Below are 14,971 nucleotides of genomic sequence, written 5' to 3' on the forward strand. Positions count from 1 at the left end.
GCGGCACACCCCCACCCGGTGGGGGGCGTCTTTTTTGCGAGCCGGGATCCGGAGGGGGTGACAAGAAGGGGTTCGCCGCTGTCGGCGAGAGAATGAAGCGGGCCCGCTTCATGCTCGCGCCGACAAGTCGGTGCGGTTGCGGTCAGGCGGCGTATGAGCCCGACGCGGAGGCAGTGGTCTGGAAGAAGAACACGAACTCCTGGGAGTCGCGGACGTCGGTGGCGATCACCTTCCAGGATCCCGAAGGGGCCCACTTGTAGTCGCTCTGGCAGTCGAAGGAGCCGCTGCTGAGCTTGAAGCACACCTTCACGTAACGGCCGCTGGAGCCCATCTTGAGGTTGATGTCGTTGCACCTCGTCGACGTCTTGAAGACGCTCGTCGTGGACCGGCCGGACGCCTTCGAGAAGGACGAGGCCCCGTCGTAGCAGCTGACCTGGGCGCTCACGTCGCCCTGCGGAGCGGCGACAGCCACCGTCGATCCGCCGAGTGCCAGAGCAAGACCGCCGGCGGCCACGGCGAGCGTCTTGAGGTTCTTCTGCACGTTTTCCCCCTAGGACTGTTGTGCATGGCGAGACCCACTCTGCTGAGTGGCACCGCGTCCGGCCATGCTGTTGCGGCGGCCCGCAAAAGCCGAGTTCATCGGGGGAGAACGAGATGCTGGGCGTCCGCTTCGCCGGCAGAGGAGTGGCCCTTCGTCACAGAGCCGGTCTCGTCCACCATCAGGGGGACGGCCTGCCCTGTTACCGCGCGGCGCAGCCGACGTCCTTCGCCGGCAGGCGGCCCGTGGCGAGGTAGGCGTTGACCGTGTCGTCGACGCACGGCGCACCGTAGACGCCGTACACGGCGTGCTGATCGGCCCCGCTCAGCGTGACCAGGCGCGAGGAGGGCCACATGTCGCGCACGGCCTCGGCGCCGTCGTAGTCGGTGCGCGGGTCACCGGTGGCGTTGACGAGGAGGGCCGGCAGGTCGTCCCGGATCTTGGTCGGGCGCTCACGCGGCCGGTCCCAGAACGCGCACGGGTTGATGTTGTGCGTGACGGGCGCGAACAGCGGGTCCTGCGCACGGGTGCGCTGGACGTCGCGCCAGTAGACCTCCGGGTCGCGAGGAGCGGTGCCGTCGCCGCACAGGATCGCCGTCTGCGCGCTGCCGTAGGGGGAGTCGGTGCCCGTGAGCGTGAACTCGAGCACCCCGGCGAGCCAGGGGGAGGGCGTGACGCGCTGCCCCTGTGACGCCCGCAGCATGTCCCGCACGCCCTGCGCGAAGTCACCGTAGGCCGCGTCGTTGTGCTGGGAGAGGCCGTTGAAGACGACCATGGGCATCACATGCTCGTCCAGCCGGTGGCCACCGAGCCGCAACGGTGTACGGGCTGAGGCCCTCCGGACGCGGTCCACCGTGGCCAGCACCTCGGCGCGTGTCCCGCCCAGTCCGTAGACGGCCTCGCGCGCGGCGGCCCAGGACGCCCACCCCTCCAGCGCGTGCCGGTTGGCCCGTTCGACGCCCCGCAGCAGCCTCGGCTTGTACCGGTCCGGGTCGATCACACCGTCCAGGACGACCCGGTCGGTGCGGCCGGGGAACATCGTGGTGTACACCTCGCCGAGGTAGCTGCCGTACGAGTAGCCCAGGTAGGAGATCCGCCGCTCGCCGAGCGCGGCCCGGACGACGTCCATGTCGCGCGCGGTGTTGCGGGTCGTGGCGTGGGGCAGGACGTCGCCCGCGTTGGTGCGGCAGCGCTCGGCGAGGTCCTTCGAGAACGCGGTCACCCGGTCGAAGCCGGCCCGGTCCGAACCCGCGCCGCGAAGCGCCGAGCCGGTCGGCCAGTGGCAGTCCAGCTGGGTGCTGCGGCCGACGAAACGGGGGTCGACACCCACCACGTCGTACCGTGCGGCGACGTCCTTCATCGCCTTGCTCACCCACGGCGGGTCGCCGAGCGACGGCCCGCCGGGGCCGCCGCCGTTGAGCAGCAGCGGGCCGACGCGCCGGTCGGTGTCGGTGGCGCGGATCCGGGATATCGCGACGGTGATCGTGCGGCCGCCCGGGTCCGAGTAGTCCAGCGGAACCGTCACATCGGCGCAGCGGGCGCCCGCCTGCCGCAGCTCCTTGCCGGTCGTGTCGTCAGGGCCGAGCACACAGCTCTTCCAGGTGAGGTGCTGCTGGTGGTAGCGGGCGAGAGGATCGGGGGTCGCCCGGGCCGTGGCGGGCAGCGCCGTGAAGGCGAGGGCGGCTGCCGTCAGGGCGAGGGCGGCTCTTCTCGCGGTTCCCGGGGAACGGGATAACACGTGGGTGTCCCTTTCTGTCGCGGACGTCCCCCTCGGTGGCCTGGCAGGGGCATGCCGTGGGGGGATCTGGTGCGACAGAACGGTAGGGAAGCGCCGCTTCCCGATCACTCCGGCCGGCCACCGGTTCATGGTGGGGCCAACCCCAGCGGCCAGACGGGGGAATGCCGTTTCCGCGCGGCCGGTGAGAACCGGAATCGACGCCCCAAGCTGGGAGAACGCTCGCGCAGACCTTGTGCAGGTCGTCGCAGGGGGGTTGTCCAGACATGGTCCCGCGCCTAGGGTCACCTACCGAGTGCAAGCGCTTTCCAAGCGTGAGTCCACCGGCCGTCCGAGGAGCGCCGCATGTCCGTGTCCCCAGGGTCTCCCACCCGCCGCCGCGTGGCCGTCGTCGGCACCGGAGCCATCGTCAGCGGCAGCCACCTGCCCGCGCTGCGGGCCCACTCCGACCGGGTGGAGCTGGTCGCCGCCGTCGACGTGGACCAGGAGCGGCTCGACGACTTCCGCGAGCTGGCCGGCGACCAGGTCGCCGGGTACACCTCGGTGGACGCGATGCTGGACGCCGTACGCCCCGACCTGGTCCTGATCGGGACACCGCCCTCCCTGCACCGGGAACAGACGGTGGCCGCGCTCAAGGCGGGTGCCTGGGTGCTCTGCGAGAAGCCGCTGACGCTGTCACTCGCCGAGTACGACGAGATCGCCGCCGCCGAGGAGGCATCCGGCGCGTACGCGGCGGTCGTCTTCCAGCACCGCTACGGCTCCGGCGCCGTGCACGCCCGCGAGCTGATCACCAGCGGCGAGCTGGGCGCCCCGCTGGTCGCGCACTGCCAGACCACCTGGCACCGGGACGCCGCGTACTACGCGGTGCCGTGGCGCGGGAAGTGGGCCAGCGAGGGCGGCGGCCCCACCATGGGCCACGGCATCCACCAGTACGACCTGCTGCTGCACCTGCTCGGCGAGTGGGAGGAGATCCAGGCCATGGCGGCCCGGCTCGTCCACGACACCGAGAGCGAGGACGTCTCCACCGCGCTGGTGCGCTTCCGCGACGGCGCCCTCGCGACCGTCGTGAACAGCGTGCTGTCCCCCGACGAGGTGAGCCGCATCCGCGTCGACTGCGCCGAGGCCACGGTCGAGCTCACGCACCTGTACGGTCACAGCAACGACAGCTGGGCCTACACCCCGGCCCCGCACGTCGCCTCCGACCGCGCCACCGCCTGGCGCACCCCCGCGAACGACGTGCCGAGTTCGCACACGGCCCAGCTCGGCGCGCTCCTCGACGCCTACGACACCGGCACCCGGCCACCGGGCAGCGGCCAGGACGCCCGCGCCACCCTCGAGTTCGCCGCCGCGCTGTACAAGGCCGCCTTCACCGGCCGCTCGGTGCACGCGGGAGAGATCGGCCCCGGCGACCCCTTCTACGAGGCCATGCACGGCGAGTACCCCGACTGGGCCCCGAAGGAGCGCGCATGACCATCCGAGTCACCCACACGCACGGCGAGGACATCGTCGTCACGGCGGCAGGCGGCACGGAGATCCTCCGCTACGTCTACCGCCCCGACCCGGACCCGTTCGAGTCCCGCAAGCCGTACGCCCACCCCGTGCGCACCCTCTCCGGCCGCACGGTCACCGGCTACCGCCCGAACGACCACCGCTGGCACAAGGGCCTGCAGATGACCTCGAGCCATCTGTCCGGCCAGAACTTCTGGGGCGGCAACTGCTACGTCCATGGCCAGGGCTATCTGCCCCTGCCCGAGCGTGTCGGCTCGATGCGGCACGACGGCTTCTCCGACTTCACGGTCGAGGACGACCGGCTCGCCTTCACGGAGAACCTCACCTGGGTCGAGAACGGCGGCGAGGAGTGGGCCCGCGAGGTGCGGGGGCTGACCGTCCACTCGGTGGACGAGGAGGCCGGATCCTGGGCCCTCGACTGGTCGATCCGCCTCACCAACCTCCGTTCCGAGCCCCTGGCCTTCGGCTCACCGACCACCGCGGGCCGTGAGATGGCCGGCTACACCGGACTGCAGTGGCGCGGCCCGCGCGACTTCACCGGCGGCACGGTCTTCGCCCCGGACACCGACGCCGACGCGGGCAAGCTCATGGGCACCCAGGGCCCCTGGCTCGCCTTCACCACCGAGCACGACGACGTCGACGGCCACTCCACGCTCGTCTTCGCGCACGCTCCCGAGAACCTCGACGAGACGTCCGCGATCCACGAGTCGCACTGGTTCGTCCGCGCCGAGCCCTTCCCGACGGTCGCCTTCTCCTGGGCGTTCTTCGAGGAGTTCGCACTCCCGCCGGGCGAGTCTTTCGGCTACCGCTACCGGCTGGTCGTCGCCGACGGCGCCTGGGACCGCGACCGGGTCGGCACCCACATGGAGAGCCTGCCGTGGTGAGCGACCCGAAATCCGCCCTGCCGCACCCGCTGCCCGGCGCGATCGGCCTGTCCCATCTGAGCGGCTACGACTGGGAGGCCGCCGACGGCGTCTGCGGCGGCAGCCCGCATCTGCACCTGGTGTGCACCGAGGCCTACGTCGTCACCGGCGGCCGGGGCGCGGTCCAGACACTGAGCCCCGACGGCTACCGGGACATCCCCCTCGCGGCCGGCTCCATCGCCTGGTTCACACCGGGCACCGTGCACCGCATGGTGCAGGGCGGCGACCTGCGTATCACCGTACTGATGCAGAACAGCGGCCTGCCCGAGGCCGGCGACGCCGTGTTCACCTTCCCGCCGGAGGTGCTCGCCGACCCGGAGAAGTACGCCGCCGCCGCGAAGCTGCCGCCCGGCACGGGGCCGGAGACGGCGGCGGCCGCCCGGTGCCGCAGGGATCTCGCCGTCGAGGGCTACCTCGTCCTGCGCGAGGCTCTCGAAGCCGGCGACAACGGCCCGTACCTGGAGTTCCAGCGGGCCGCCGCGAGGATCGTGCGCGACAAGGTGCCGACCTGGCGCGAGCTGTGGCGGGCGGGCGCCCTGGCCACCGCCGAACGCACCGGCGCCCAAATCGACGCGCTGGAGGCGGGGGAGCCCGTCCATCTCGGCGAGGCCACCGCCCACGAGGCAGCGCCCACAAGGCTCGGCGGCTTCGGCATGTGCGGCCGCCGGGACGAGTACAACCTGCCCGGGACGACGCTGCCGTACCAGGGCGAGTAACCGAGCCAGGGAGCCGGGGGGCGACAGGCCGAGGGGGGCCAACAGGAAGTCCGAGGAAAGGAGAGGTGACCTCGGCATGCCCGGACACAGGACAAAGGGGTTCTGCGCGTCGGCCGCCGCACTGGCACTGTGCGCCGTGCTGGCAGGCTGCGGAGGATCCGGGGAATCGGTCGCCGGCGGCAAGGTCGTGCTGCGCTACACGTGGTGGGGCAACCCCGACCGCGCGGCACGCACCGAACAGGCCGTCGCGCTGTTCGAGAAACAGCACCCGAACATCGACGTGACGACGTCGTTCTCCGGCTACGACGCCTACAAGCAGAAGCTCGCCACCCAGGCCGCCGGCGGTGACGCGCCGGACGTGATGCAGCTGGACTACCGCCAGATCGACCAGTACGCCTCCGGTGGCGTGCTGCTCGACCTGGCGAAACAGAAGCCGGTCCTGCGCACCTCCGAGATCGAGCACGGGCTGCTCGCCACCGGCCGCGTGGAGGACGTCCAGTACGCCATCCCACAGGGGCGCGGCACCGAGACCGTCGTCTACGACGTCGAGGCCTGGAAGAAGTCGGGCGTGCCCCTGCCCGGCGAGAGCTGGACCTGGAGTGAGTGGGCCGACGCCATGCGCGCCCTCGCGAAGAGGACGGGCAAGCCAGGGGGGACCGACCCCGGCTGGAGCGAGGACGCCTTCGAGGTCTGGCTGCGCGGCCAGGGCAAGTCCCTCTACACCGAGGACGGCGGGCTCGGCTTCACCGCCGACGACCTCACCCGCTGGTGGACCTTCACCGACGAACTGCGCCGCGAGGGGGCGGTCTCGTCCGCAGAGCAGACCACCCAGCTGGACGCCACCGTCGAGAACACCCCGCTCGGGCGCGGCGAGGCGACCTCCGACAACAACTGGGACGCCCCGTCCAGCGGCTACACGGCCCTGGTCAAGGGCGGAGTCGCCCTCGCCCCCATGCCGTCCGGCGAGGACGGCACCCCCGGCCAGTACTTCAAGCCGTCCATGTTCCTCGGCGTCTCGGCCAACACCGGCCACCCCAAGGAGGCGGCCCAGCTCGTCGACTTCATGATCAACGACCCGCGGGCCGCGAAGATCCTCGGCGCCGGCCGCGGCATCCCCGTCAACGAGACCATCCGCGACGAAATCGGCCCGGAGCTCAAGGACTTCGACAAGACCATCGCCGACTTCCACACCTCCCTCGACGGCAAGCTCAAGGACCCGCCCCAGGCCCCGCCCTCGGGCGACAACGCCCTGCAGACCACCTTCCAGCGCGACTACGACCAGGTGTCCTACGCGCGCATGTCGCCCCGCGAGGCGGCCGAGAACTACGTCACCGAGGCGAAGGCGGAGCTGAGGTCATGACCACCACCGCGATCCCCCCGGAGGCGAAGCGCGCCCCCGCCACCACCCCGAAGCGCCGCCCCAAGCGCGAAAGCCAGGGCCCCGCCTGGGTGTTCCTCTCCCCGTGGGTGCTCGGCGCGACCGTCCTGACGCTGCTGCCGATGGCCGTGTCGCTGTACCTGTCGTTCACCGACTACGACCTGTTCAGCCCGCCCAAGTGGGTCGGCCTGCGCAACTACGCGCAGATGTTCACCGAGGACCCGCGCTACTGGCGCTCCGTCGTGACGACCCTGACGTACGTCGTCATCGCCGTGCCCCTGCAACTCGCGCTCGCCCTCGTCGTCGCACTCGCCCTGAAGGGCATGAAGCGCGGCAAGGCCTTCTACCGCTCCGCCTTCTACGCGCCCTCGCTGCTCGGCGCGTCGATGTCCATCGCCCTGGTCTGGCGGGCCGTCTTCAACGACGGCGGCACGGTCGACAACCTGCTCGGCACCGGCGGCTGGGTCAACAAGCCCGGCTTCGCGCTGCTGGCCGTCGCCCTGCTGACGGTGTGGCAGTTCGGCGCGCCGATGGTCATCTTCCTCGCCGGGCTCCAGCAGATCCCCGCCGAACTGTACGAGGCGGCGGCGGTGGACGGGGCCGGGAAGTGGCGGCAGTTCCTGTCGGTCACCGTGCCGATGCTGTCCCCGGTGCTGTTCTTCAACCTGGTCCTGCAGACCATCCAGGCCTTCCAGGTGTTCACGCCCGCCTTCGCCATCAGCGCGGGCAAGGGCGGGCCCGCCGACTCGACCCTCGTCTACACCATGTACCTCTACGACCGGGGCTTCGTCGCCTCCCACATGGGCTACGCCTCCGCCATGGCCTGGGTGCTGCTCGTCGTGATCGGCGTCGTCACGGCGGTGCTGTTCCGCACCTCGCGCTCATGGGTCTTCTACGCCTCCGAGGGGGACCGATGACCTCGACCGCCGTTTCCCACAAGCCCGTTCGCTGGGGCCGCGTCGCCCTGCACCTCGGCTGCCTGGCCGCGCTGCTGGTCATGCTGTACCCGCTGGCCTGGCTGCTGGCCACCTCGCTCAAGCCCGCCGACGAGGTCATCGCGAGCCTGAACCTGCTGCCCAGCCACCTCGAGTGGTCGAACTACTCCACCGCCCTGGACGGCGTCAACGACGTCTCCATCTGGCGGCTGCTCGGCAACTCGCTGCTGATCGCGGGCGGCGCGGTCCTCGGCAACGTCATCAGCTGCTCGCTCGCCGCCTACGCCTTCGCACGCCTCAGGTTCCGCTTCCGCGGGCCGCTGTTCGCCTTCATGATCGCCACGATCATGCTGCCGCACCACGCGGTGCTGATCCCGCAGTACATCATCTTCAACCAGCTCGGCCTGGTGAACACCTACTGGCCGCTGATCCTGCCGAAGTTCCTCGCCACCGAGGCGTTCTTCGTCTTTCTCATCGTGCAGTTCATGCGCGGGCTGCCGCGCGAGCTGGAGGAGGCGGCCCGGATCGACGGCTGCGGGCCCTTCCGCAGCTTCTTCCAGGTCGTCCTGCCCCTCACCCGGCCGGCCCTGATCACCACCGCCATCTTCACCTTCATCTGGACCTGGAACGACTTCTTCACCCAGCTCATCTACCTCTTCGACCCGGAGAAGTTCACGCTGACCCTCGCGCTGCGCTCCTTCGTGGACGCCTCCAGCACCTCCGCGTTCGGCCCGATGTTCGCGTTGTCGGTGATCGCGCTGCTGCCGATCGTGCTGTTCTTCCTCGCCTTCCAGCGGTTCCTGGTCGAGGGCATGGCCAGCTCCGGGGTCAAGGGGTGAGCGGGGTGCGCACACGGGAGGCCGGTGAGGTGTTCGGGCCGCGCATGGCCCTGTTCGCCGATGTGCTGAGCGTCGGCCTCGCCACGGCGGCGGCCTGTCTGCCGCTGGTGACCGCACCGGCCGCGCTGTCGACGGCCTGCGCCGTACTGCGCGGCGCGGGACGGGACCGGCCCGTCACGGCGGGGCGGTACTTCGCCCTGCTGCTGCGGCGGCTCAGGGCCGGTGACCTGCTGGCCGGTGGCGTCGCGCTGGCGGGTCTGCTGCTGCTCGCGGCGGATCTGGCGCTGGCCGGGGCGGGGCTGCCCGGGGCGCCGCTGTTCGCGGTGGCCGCCGCTGTCATCGGCGCCTGCGCGGGGGTCGTCGGCCTGCGGGCCTGCGGACGCCCCGAGTCGCTCACCGACTGGCGCGCGGCGGTGCGCGGCGCCGCCCGGGACGCGGTGGCGGACGTGGGCGGCAGCGGGCTGGTCCTGCTCGCCGTGGCGACGGCCGCGCTGTGCGCCTGGATGCTGCTGCCCCTGGCCTTCCTGGTCCCGGGGCCGATGGCCCTCGCGCTCACCGCCGTCGACGTACGCCGGTCGGCTGCCGTTCTCGTTCAGTAGCCAAGAATTAAGGGGCCATTGGGGCACCTCAGGTGTGAGCACCCCCAGGAGGTGGCGATGCTCTTGTCATGAACCTGCGGCTCGATCGGCGGGCCGCGGCCTCATGGAGGTGTGGGATGCACCGCAGACTCGCCACCGGTCTTGCCGCCTCGACCCTGTCCCTCGTCACCGTCGTCGGCACCGCGACCCTCGCGAGTGCCGCCCCCGCCGACAAGCCCCAGGTGCTCGCGAGCTGGACGCAGACCAGCGCGTCGAGCTACAACACCTGGGCCGCCGCCCGCGCCGACCAGTCCGCCTGGTCCGCGTACGCCTTCGACTGGTCGACCGACTACTGCTCCTCGTCGCCGGACAACCCGTTCGGCTTCCCCTTCTCGATGTCCTGCGCCCGCCACGACTTCGGTTACCGCAACTACAAGGCCGCGGGCACCTTCAGCGCCGACAAGTCCCGTCTCGACAGCGCCTTCTACGAGGACCTCAAGCGGATCTGCGCCGCCTACCCGGGCGGCACGAAGAACGCCTGCGACAGCACGGCGTGGACGTACTACCAGGCGGTGAGGGCCCTCGGCTGAGGGTCTGCCGGGGCCGGGCGCGGGGCGGCAAGCCGCGCGCCCGGCCGACGGGCTCAACGGCCGACGGAACCGATGCTGATCCGCGGCCACGAACGGGCCGCCGTCAAGAGCGCCTGGGTCCGCGCCGACGGAGTGGCCGCCGCGGCGGCCAGTGCCGCGGCGGCGCTCGCGATGCCGAGGACCGCGCCGGCGGCCACGTCGCCCGGATAGTGCACGCCCGTGTGGATGCGGGAGTAGCCGACGGCGCTCGCCAGCGCCCCGAGCGGCACCGCGGCGGGCGGCAGGGCCACACCGACGGCGGTGGCGAACGCGACCGCCGACGCCGTGTGCCCGGACGGGAACGAGGCCGACGTGGGCATCCGGACGTGCCGGTCAACGGTCACCCGGGCCGCCTCCCGGTCGGGCCGGGCCCGGCGCACCAGGCGCTTGCCGAGCAGGTTGGCGGAGGCCGACGCCACGGCGATCGCCCCGACGCCGACGACCGCGGCCCGGCGCGGGCGCTTCCCGGCCAGCGCCAGGGCGGCAGCGATGCCGAACGAGATCTTGGAGTGGTCGGCCGCGTGGGACAGATGGCGCAGCGTCCGGTCGAGGGTGGGCGTGGGGGTGGCCGCCACCGCCGCGTACAGGGCGCCGTCCACCGCCCTGAGATCGCCGAGTACGGCGGCCAGGAGCCTGCCGGGTCCGCCCGCGGGCTTCCCGCCGCTCGGGAGCGGACGGGGGGCGTCCGCGTCTGTGGTCGTCGGATCGGTCATGTGCTTCTCCCCGCAGTGGCCTTCCTCAGCAAGGTACCGCCACGCACCGGGCGCAGGCTCGGCACCCCCGCGGGCCGGTACCTCCCGAGTGCCCAGGCGGCGGTCGGCCATCCCGATGAGCCGGGGCAGGCGGGCGGCGTCCTTGTGCACCCGTCTGCTGGACTGAGCGCATGACGCTCCTGCCACACCGGGCCCTGCGCGCACTCGACCGTTTCCACTCCGCCCGCCCCTGGGACCACAACGCCCACTTCCACCGCTGGACCCTGCGGCAACTCCCCGCGCGTGCGGGAAACGCCCTGGACGTGGGGTGCGGCAGTGGCGACCTCGCCCGGCTGCTGGCCACCCGGGCCGACCGGGTGCGGGGGATCGACGCCGACCCGGCGATCACGGCCCGGGCGCGGGAGCTGACCCCGGCGACGGCCCCGGTGACCTACGCGGTGGCCGACGCGCCGGCCGGGCTTCCCGACGAGACGTACGACGTCATCACCTGCGTCGCCGTGCTCCACCACCTGCCGTTCACGGAGACCCTCCAGGCCTTCCGCGACCGTCTGGCGCCCGGCGGCACCCTGGTCGTCGTCGGTGTCTCCCGGGAACAGACCCTCACCGACCGCCTTCTCGGCATCGTGTCGGTCCCGCTCAACATCGTCATGGCCCTGGTGAAGAACCGGGGCCGCCGGGCAGCGCGCCCGGCCTCGATGACCGCCCCCACGAGACCGGCGGACATGACCTTCCCCGAGATCCTCCGCGAGGCCCGTGCCGTCCTGCCCGGTGCCCGCCTGCGCCGCCGTCTGTTCTGGCGCTACACGCTGGTGTGGCGCCACCGCTGACAGGACCGTCGTCCCGGTCCCGCGGCCGTTTCAGCCGGCGGCCCGGAAGGTGCGCAGCCGCAGCGAGTTGCCGACGACGAAGACCGAGGAGAAGGCCATGGCCGCCCCGGCGATCATCGGCGTGAGCAGTCCGGCCGCGGCCAGCGGCAGGGCCGCCACGTTGTAGGCGAAGGCCCAGAACAGGTTCGAGCGGATGGTGCCGAGCGTGCGGCGGGAGAGGCGGATGGCGTCCGCCGCGGCCCGCAGGTCGCCCCGCACCAGGGTCAGGTCCCCGGCCTCGATCGCGGCGTCCGTGCCGGTGCCCATGGCCAGTCCGAGATCGGCCTGGGCGAGCGCCGCCGCGTCGTTGACACCGTCGCCGACCATCGCCACCGAACGGCCCTCGGCCTGCAGTCGCTTGACGACGTCGACCTTGTCCTGCGGGAGGACCTCGGCGACGACATCCTCCGCGGCGATACCGACCTCACGGGCGACGGACCGGGCCACCGCCTCGTTGTCGCCGGTCAGCAGGATGGGGGTCAGCCCGAGGGCACGCAGCCGTCCGACCGCCTCGGCGCTCGTCTCCTTCACCGCGTCGGCGACCTCCAGCACCGCACGGGCCTCGCCGTCCCAGGCGACCGCGATGGCCGTACGCCCGGCGTCCTCGGCCGCCGCCCTGGCACGCGCCAGATCCTCCGGCAGCTCCATCGCCCAGTCGGCCAGCAGCCGCTCCCGCCCGACGAGCACGGCGTGGCCCTCTACAACGCCTTGTACGCCGAGCCCGGGCACATTGGCGAAGTCCTCCGGCGTGGGCAGCGCGCCGCCCAGCTTCTCCCGTGCCCCGTCGGCGACGGCACGGGCGATCGGATGCTCGGAGGAGTGCTCCAGCGCCCCGGCCAGCCGCAGCACCTCGGCCTCGCCGGTGCCTTCGGCGGTGTGCACGGCCAGCAGGGTCATCCGCCCCGTGGTGACGGTGCCGGTCTTGTCGAGGACGACGGTGTCGACCCGGCGCGTGGACTCCAGGACCTCCGGGCCCTTGATGAGGATGCCGAGCTGGGCGCCCCGCCCGGTGCCGACCATCAGCGCGGTCGGCGTGGCCAGGCCGAGGGCGCACGGGCAGGCGATGACCAGGACGGCGACCGCGGCCGTGAAGGCGGCCGTCAGGCCGACGCCGTTGCCGAGCCAGAAGCCCAGCGTGCCCAGCGCGAGTGCGATCACGACGGGCACGAACACGGCGGAGATCCGGTCGGCGAGCCGCTGCGCCGCGGCCTTGCCGTTCTGCGCGTCCTCCACCAGCCGGGCCATGCGGGCCAGTTGAGTGTCGGAGCCGACCCGGGTGGCGCGCACGACGAGCCGGCCGCCGACGTTGATCGTGGCGCCCGTGACGGGATCTTCCGTGCCGACCTCCACCGGCACGGACTCGCCGGTGAGCATCGAGGCGTCCACGGCAGAGGAACCCTCGACGACCGTCCCGTCCGTGGCGATCTTCTCGCCGGGCCGGACCAGGAAGCGGTCGCCGACCCTCAACTCCGTGACCGGAACCGTCTGTTCCCGGCCGTCGTCCCGCAGCACGGTGACGTCCTTCGCGCCCAGCTCCAGCAGCGCCCGCAGCGCCGCTCCCGCCTTGCGCTTCGCACGGGCCTCGAAGTACCGCCCGGCCAGGAGGAAGGCCGTCACGCCCGCGGCGGCCTCCAGGTAGATGTTCCCCGCGCCGTCCGTGCGCTCGATCGTCAGCTCGAAGGGGTGCGTCATGCCCGGCGTGCCCGCGGTGCCGAAGAACAGCGCCCACAGCGACCACAGGAACGCGGCCGCGGTGCCCACCGAGATCAGTGTGTCCATGGTGGCCGCGCCGTGCCGCGCGTTGGTGAACGCCGCCTTGTGGAAGGGCCAGGCCGCGTATGTCACGACCGGCGCGGCCAGCGTGAGCGACAGCCACTGCCAGTACTCGAACTGCAGCGCCGGGATCATGGCCATGGCCACGACGGGAACCGCCAGCACCACGGCCGTGACCAGCCGCTCGCGCAGCGGACGGAGTTCGTCGGACTCCTCGGGCTCGGTGTGCCGCTCGGGCGGCGCCGGCTCCTGAGCGGTGTACCCGGTCGCCTCGACAGTGGCGATCAGCTCCCCGACCGAGACGTCACCGGAGTAGCTGACCTTCGCCTTCTCGGTGGCGTAGTTGACCGTGGCGGTGACCCCGTCCAGGCCGTTGAGCTTCTTCTCGATGCGCGCCGCGCAGGAGGCACAGGTCATGCCTCCGATGGCGAGCTCCACTTCGGCGCCGGTCCCGACCGTTTCGATGGTCATGGTCAGACCCGTCCGGTCAGCTCGTAGCCGGCCTCGTCGACGGTTTCCGCGATGACGGCGTCGTCGGGCTCGGCGGCACTGGTGACGGTGACGTGTCCGCTGCCGAGATCGACCTCGACGCCGCTGACGCCGTCCAGCCCGCCGATGGCCTCGGTCAGCGTGGCCTTGCAGTGACCGCAGGACATTCCGGCGACGGCGTAGGTCGTGGCGGGCATCGGTGCCTCCTAGGGGTGCTTCTGAAAATACGGGGCGGGGGTATCCCTCGCTGAGTTCCTGTATACCCCCGAGGGGTATGAGATGCAAGCGCGAGCGCAACTTGACTCATTACCCCCTGGGGGTATGGTGAGCTGCATGGAGTCCCCGCATCCGAGCGGGAGGCCCGCTTCTTGAAGGAGACGCCGGCCATGCATACCGGACTGAAGATCACCACCTTCGCCGTCGCCCTGGCCGCGACGTTCGGCACGGCCTACGGTGTCGGGCAGGGCATCGACCCCGTCGTCGCCGACGCCCCGCCGAAACACGAGGACGAGCACACCCGGCCCGCACCGGAGCCGAAGGAGGGCGGCGGTCACGCCGGGCAAGGGGCGCCACCGGCCGGCGGACTCCAGATCTCCGAGGGCGGCTACACGCTCGACCTCGAGACCCCGCGCGTCCCCGCCGGACAGCGGGCCGACCTGCGCTTCACCGTCCGGGACGGCAGCGGCCGGGCCGTCACCGCCTACCAGCGCGAGCACGAGAAGGAACTCCACCTCATCGTGGCCTCACGCGACCTGGTCACCTACCGCCACCTGCATCCCATCCGCGCAGCCGACGGCACCTGGAGCATCCCCGTCGACCTGCCCCGCGCCGGCGGCTACCGCGTCTTCGCCGACTTCACCCCGGCGAAGAAGAACGCCCGGAACCTCACACTCGGAGCGGACCTCGCCGCCTCCGGCCCGTACCGGCCGGAGAAACTTCCGCCGGCGAGCACCACGGCCGAGACCAACGGCTACGAGGTCGAGCTGGCCGGCGCCCTGCGCCCGGGCAAGGCGAGCGAACTGAGACTGAAGGTCACCCGGGCCGGCCGGCCCGTCACCGACCTCCAGCCCTACCTCGGCGCGTACGGCCACCTGGTCGCCCTGCGCTCCGGCGACCTCGCCTACCTGCACGTCCACCCGAACGGCGAACCCGGCGACGGCACCACCCGGCCCGGCCCGGACGTCTCGTTCACGGCCACGGCACCCAGCGCCGGCTCCTACCGCCTGTTCCTCGACTTCAAGCACGAGGAAAAGGTCCGCACGGCGGCGTTCACCGTCCGGGCCGGCGGGGCGGCGACCGACGGGCCGGGTACCCCCGAGGGGCACTCGGACGACGGCCACGGGCACTGAG

General features: G+C 72.0%; 15 protein-coding genes. 10 read left to right on the forward strand and 5 right to left on the reverse strand.

Annotation, left to right across the window (positions count from 1 at the left end):
• Positions 1 to 142 precede the first annotated feature (142 nt).
• Both AC07DF_RS18905 and AC07DF_RS18910 read right to left on the reverse strand, forming a co-directional pair.
• A complete protein-coding gene (locus tag AC07DF_RS18905) occupies positions 143 to 541 on the reverse strand; it encodes a hypothetical protein (protein ID WP_478972055.1) in 399 nt (132 codons plus the stop codon).
• Positions 542 to 740: 199 nt separating this feature from the next.
• Entirely contained in the window at positions 741 to 2,276 is a 1,536-nt protein-coding gene (locus AC07DF_RS18910; RefSeq protein ID WP_478972057.1) for an alpha/beta hydrolase, read from the reverse strand.
• A gap of 342 nt (positions 2,277 to 2,618) precedes the next feature.
• Here AC07DF_RS18910 and AC07DF_RS18915 point away from each other — a divergent pair, with 342 nt between their 5' ends.
• The 8 genes from AC07DF_RS18915 to AC07DF_RS18950 all read left to right on the forward strand — a co-directional run bounded on the left by AC07DF_RS18915 (position 2,619) and on the right by AC07DF_RS18950 (position 9,741).
• Entirely contained in the window at positions 2,619 to 3,743 is a 1,125-nt protein-coding gene (locus AC07DF_RS18915) for a Gfo/Idh/MocA family protein (RefSeq protein ID WP_478972059.1), read from the forward strand.
• On the forward strand, positions 3,740 to 4,666 hold the full coding sequence (locus tag AC07DF_RS18920; RefSeq protein WP_478972061.1) for a DUF6807 domain-containing protein: 927 nt from the start codon (positions 3,740 to 3,742) through the stop codon (positions 4,664 to 4,666). The genes AC07DF_RS18915 and AC07DF_RS18920 overlap by 4 nt, the downstream gene beginning before the upstream one ends.
• The gene (locus AC07DF_RS18925; protein WP_478972063.1) at positions 4,660 to 5,421 is read left to right on the forward strand and encodes a cupin domain-containing protein; all 762 of its coding nucleotides are present in this window, start codon (positions 4,660 to 4,662) and stop codon (positions 5,419 to 5,421) included. Before AC07DF_RS18920 ends, AC07DF_RS18925 begins: the two co-directional genes overlap by 7 nt.
• A gap of 76 nt (positions 5,422 to 5,497) precedes the next feature.
• The gene (locus tag AC07DF_RS18930) at positions 5,498 to 6,781 is read left to right on the forward strand and encodes an ABC transporter substrate-binding protein (protein WP_478972065.1); all 1,284 of its coding nucleotides are present in this window, start codon (positions 5,498 to 5,500) and stop codon (positions 6,779 to 6,781) included.
• Positions 6,778 to 7,716, forward strand: a complete 939-nt coding sequence (locus AC07DF_RS18935; RefSeq protein WP_478972067.1) for a carbohydrate ABC transporter permease — start codon at positions 6,778 to 6,780, stop codon at positions 7,714 to 7,716. The genes AC07DF_RS18930 and AC07DF_RS18935 overlap by 4 nt, the downstream gene beginning before the upstream one ends.
• On the forward strand, positions 7,713 to 8,573 hold the full coding sequence (locus AC07DF_RS18940; RefSeq protein WP_478972069.1) for a carbohydrate ABC transporter permease: 861 nt from the start codon (positions 7,713 to 7,715) through the stop codon (positions 8,571 to 8,573). Before AC07DF_RS18935 ends, AC07DF_RS18940 begins: the two co-directional genes overlap by 4 nt.
• A complete protein-coding gene (locus tag AC07DF_RS18945) occupies positions 8,570 to 9,172 on the forward strand; it encodes a hypothetical protein (protein WP_478972071.1) in 603 nt (200 codons plus the stop codon). The genes AC07DF_RS18940 and AC07DF_RS18945 overlap by 4 nt, the downstream gene beginning before the upstream one ends.
• Positions 9,173 to 9,288: 116 nt before the next feature.
• Complete coding sequence (locus AC07DF_RS18950; protein WP_478972073.1) at positions 9,289 to 9,741, forward strand: phospholipase; 453 nt, start codon at positions 9,289 to 9,291, stop codon at positions 9,739 to 9,741.
• A gap of 53 nt (positions 9,742 to 9,794) precedes the next feature.
• Here AC07DF_RS18950 and AC07DF_RS18955 read toward each other — a convergent pair whose 3' ends face one another.
• A complete protein-coding gene (locus AC07DF_RS18955) occupies positions 9,795 to 10,493 on the reverse strand; it encodes a phosphatase PAP2 family protein (RefSeq protein ID WP_478972075.1) in 699 nt (232 codons plus the stop codon).
• Between the two features lie 170 nt (positions 10,494 to 10,663).
• On the opposite strand from AC07DF_RS18955, the gene AC07DF_RS18960 reads away from it, so the two are divergent.
• Positions 10,664 to 11,320: a class I SAM-dependent methyltransferase gene (locus tag AC07DF_RS18960; RefSeq protein WP_478972077.1), complete on the forward strand. Its 657-nt coding sequence runs from the start codon at positions 10,664 to 10,666 to the stop codon at positions 11,318 to 11,320.
• A 30-nt stretch (positions 11,321 to 11,350) separates the two neighbouring features.
• On the opposite strand, the gene AC07DF_RS18965 is transcribed toward AC07DF_RS18960, so the two are convergent.
• On the reverse strand, positions 11,351 to 13,603 hold the full coding sequence (locus AC07DF_RS18965; protein WP_478972078.1) for a heavy metal translocating P-type ATPase: 2,253 nt from the start codon (positions 13,601 to 13,603) through the stop codon (positions 11,351 to 11,353).
• A 2-nt stretch (positions 13,604 to 13,605) separates the two neighbouring features.
• A complete protein-coding gene (locus AC07DF_RS18970) occupies positions 13,606 to 13,818 on the reverse strand; it encodes a heavy-metal-associated domain-containing protein (protein WP_454360671.1) in 213 nt (70 codons plus the stop codon).
• 189 nt (positions 13,819 to 14,007) lie between these two features.
• Here AC07DF_RS18970 and AC07DF_RS18975 point away from each other — a divergent pair, with 189 nt between their 5' ends.
• On the forward strand, positions 14,008 to 14,970 hold the full coding sequence (locus tag AC07DF_RS18975) for a hypothetical protein (RefSeq protein ID WP_478972081.1): 963 nt from the start codon (positions 14,008 to 14,010) through the stop codon (positions 14,968 to 14,970).
• Position 14,971 lies beyond the last annotated feature (1 nt).

It is taken from the genome of Streptomyces sp. NPDC044719, assembly GCF_056433405.1.

Bases quoted from the DNA above. Each gene is read 5' to 3' on its own strand.
- AC07DF_RS18915 (WP_478972059.1), top strand. From the start codon at position 2,619: ATGTCCGTGTCCCCAGGGTCTCCCACCCGCCGCCGCGTGGCCGTCGTC.
- AC07DF_RS18920 (WP_478972061.1), top strand. From the start codon at position 3,740: ATGACCATCCGAGTCACCCACACGCACGGCGAGGACATCGTCGTCACG.
- AC07DF_RS18930 (WP_478972065.1), top strand. From the start codon at position 5,498: ATGCCCGGACACAGGACAAAGGGGTTCTGCGCGTCGGCCGCCGCACTG.
- AC07DF_RS18935 (WP_478972067.1), top strand. From the start codon at position 6,778: ATGACCACCACCGCGATCCCCCCGGAGGCGAAGCGCGCCCCCGCCACC.
- AC07DF_RS18940 (WP_478972069.1), top strand. From the start codon at position 7,713: ATGACCTCGACCGCCGTTTCCCACAAGCCCGTTCGCTGGGGCCGCGTC.
- AC07DF_RS18950 (WP_478972073.1), top strand. From the start codon at position 9,289: ATGCACCGCAGACTCGCCACCGGTCTTGCCGCCTCGACCCTGTCCCTC.
- AC07DF_RS18955 (WP_478972075.1), bottom strand. From the start codon at position 10,493: ATGACCGATCCGACGACCACAGACGCGGACGCCCCCCGTCCGCTCCCG.
- AC07DF_RS18960 (WP_478972077.1), top strand. From the start codon at position 10,664: ATGACGCTCCTGCCACACCGGGCCCTGCGCGCACTCGACCGTTTCCAC.
- AC07DF_RS18965 (WP_478972078.1), bottom strand. From the start codon at position 13,603: ATGACCATCGAAACGGTCGGGACCGGCGCCGAAGTGGAGCTCGCCATC.
- AC07DF_RS18970 (WP_454360671.1), bottom strand. From the start codon at position 13,818: ATGCCCGCCACGACCTACGCCGTCGCCGGAATGTCCTGCGGTCACTGC.
- AC07DF_RS18975 (WP_478972081.1), top strand. From the start codon at position 14,008: ATGCATACCGGACTGAAGATCACCACCTTCGCCGTCGCCCTGGCCGCG.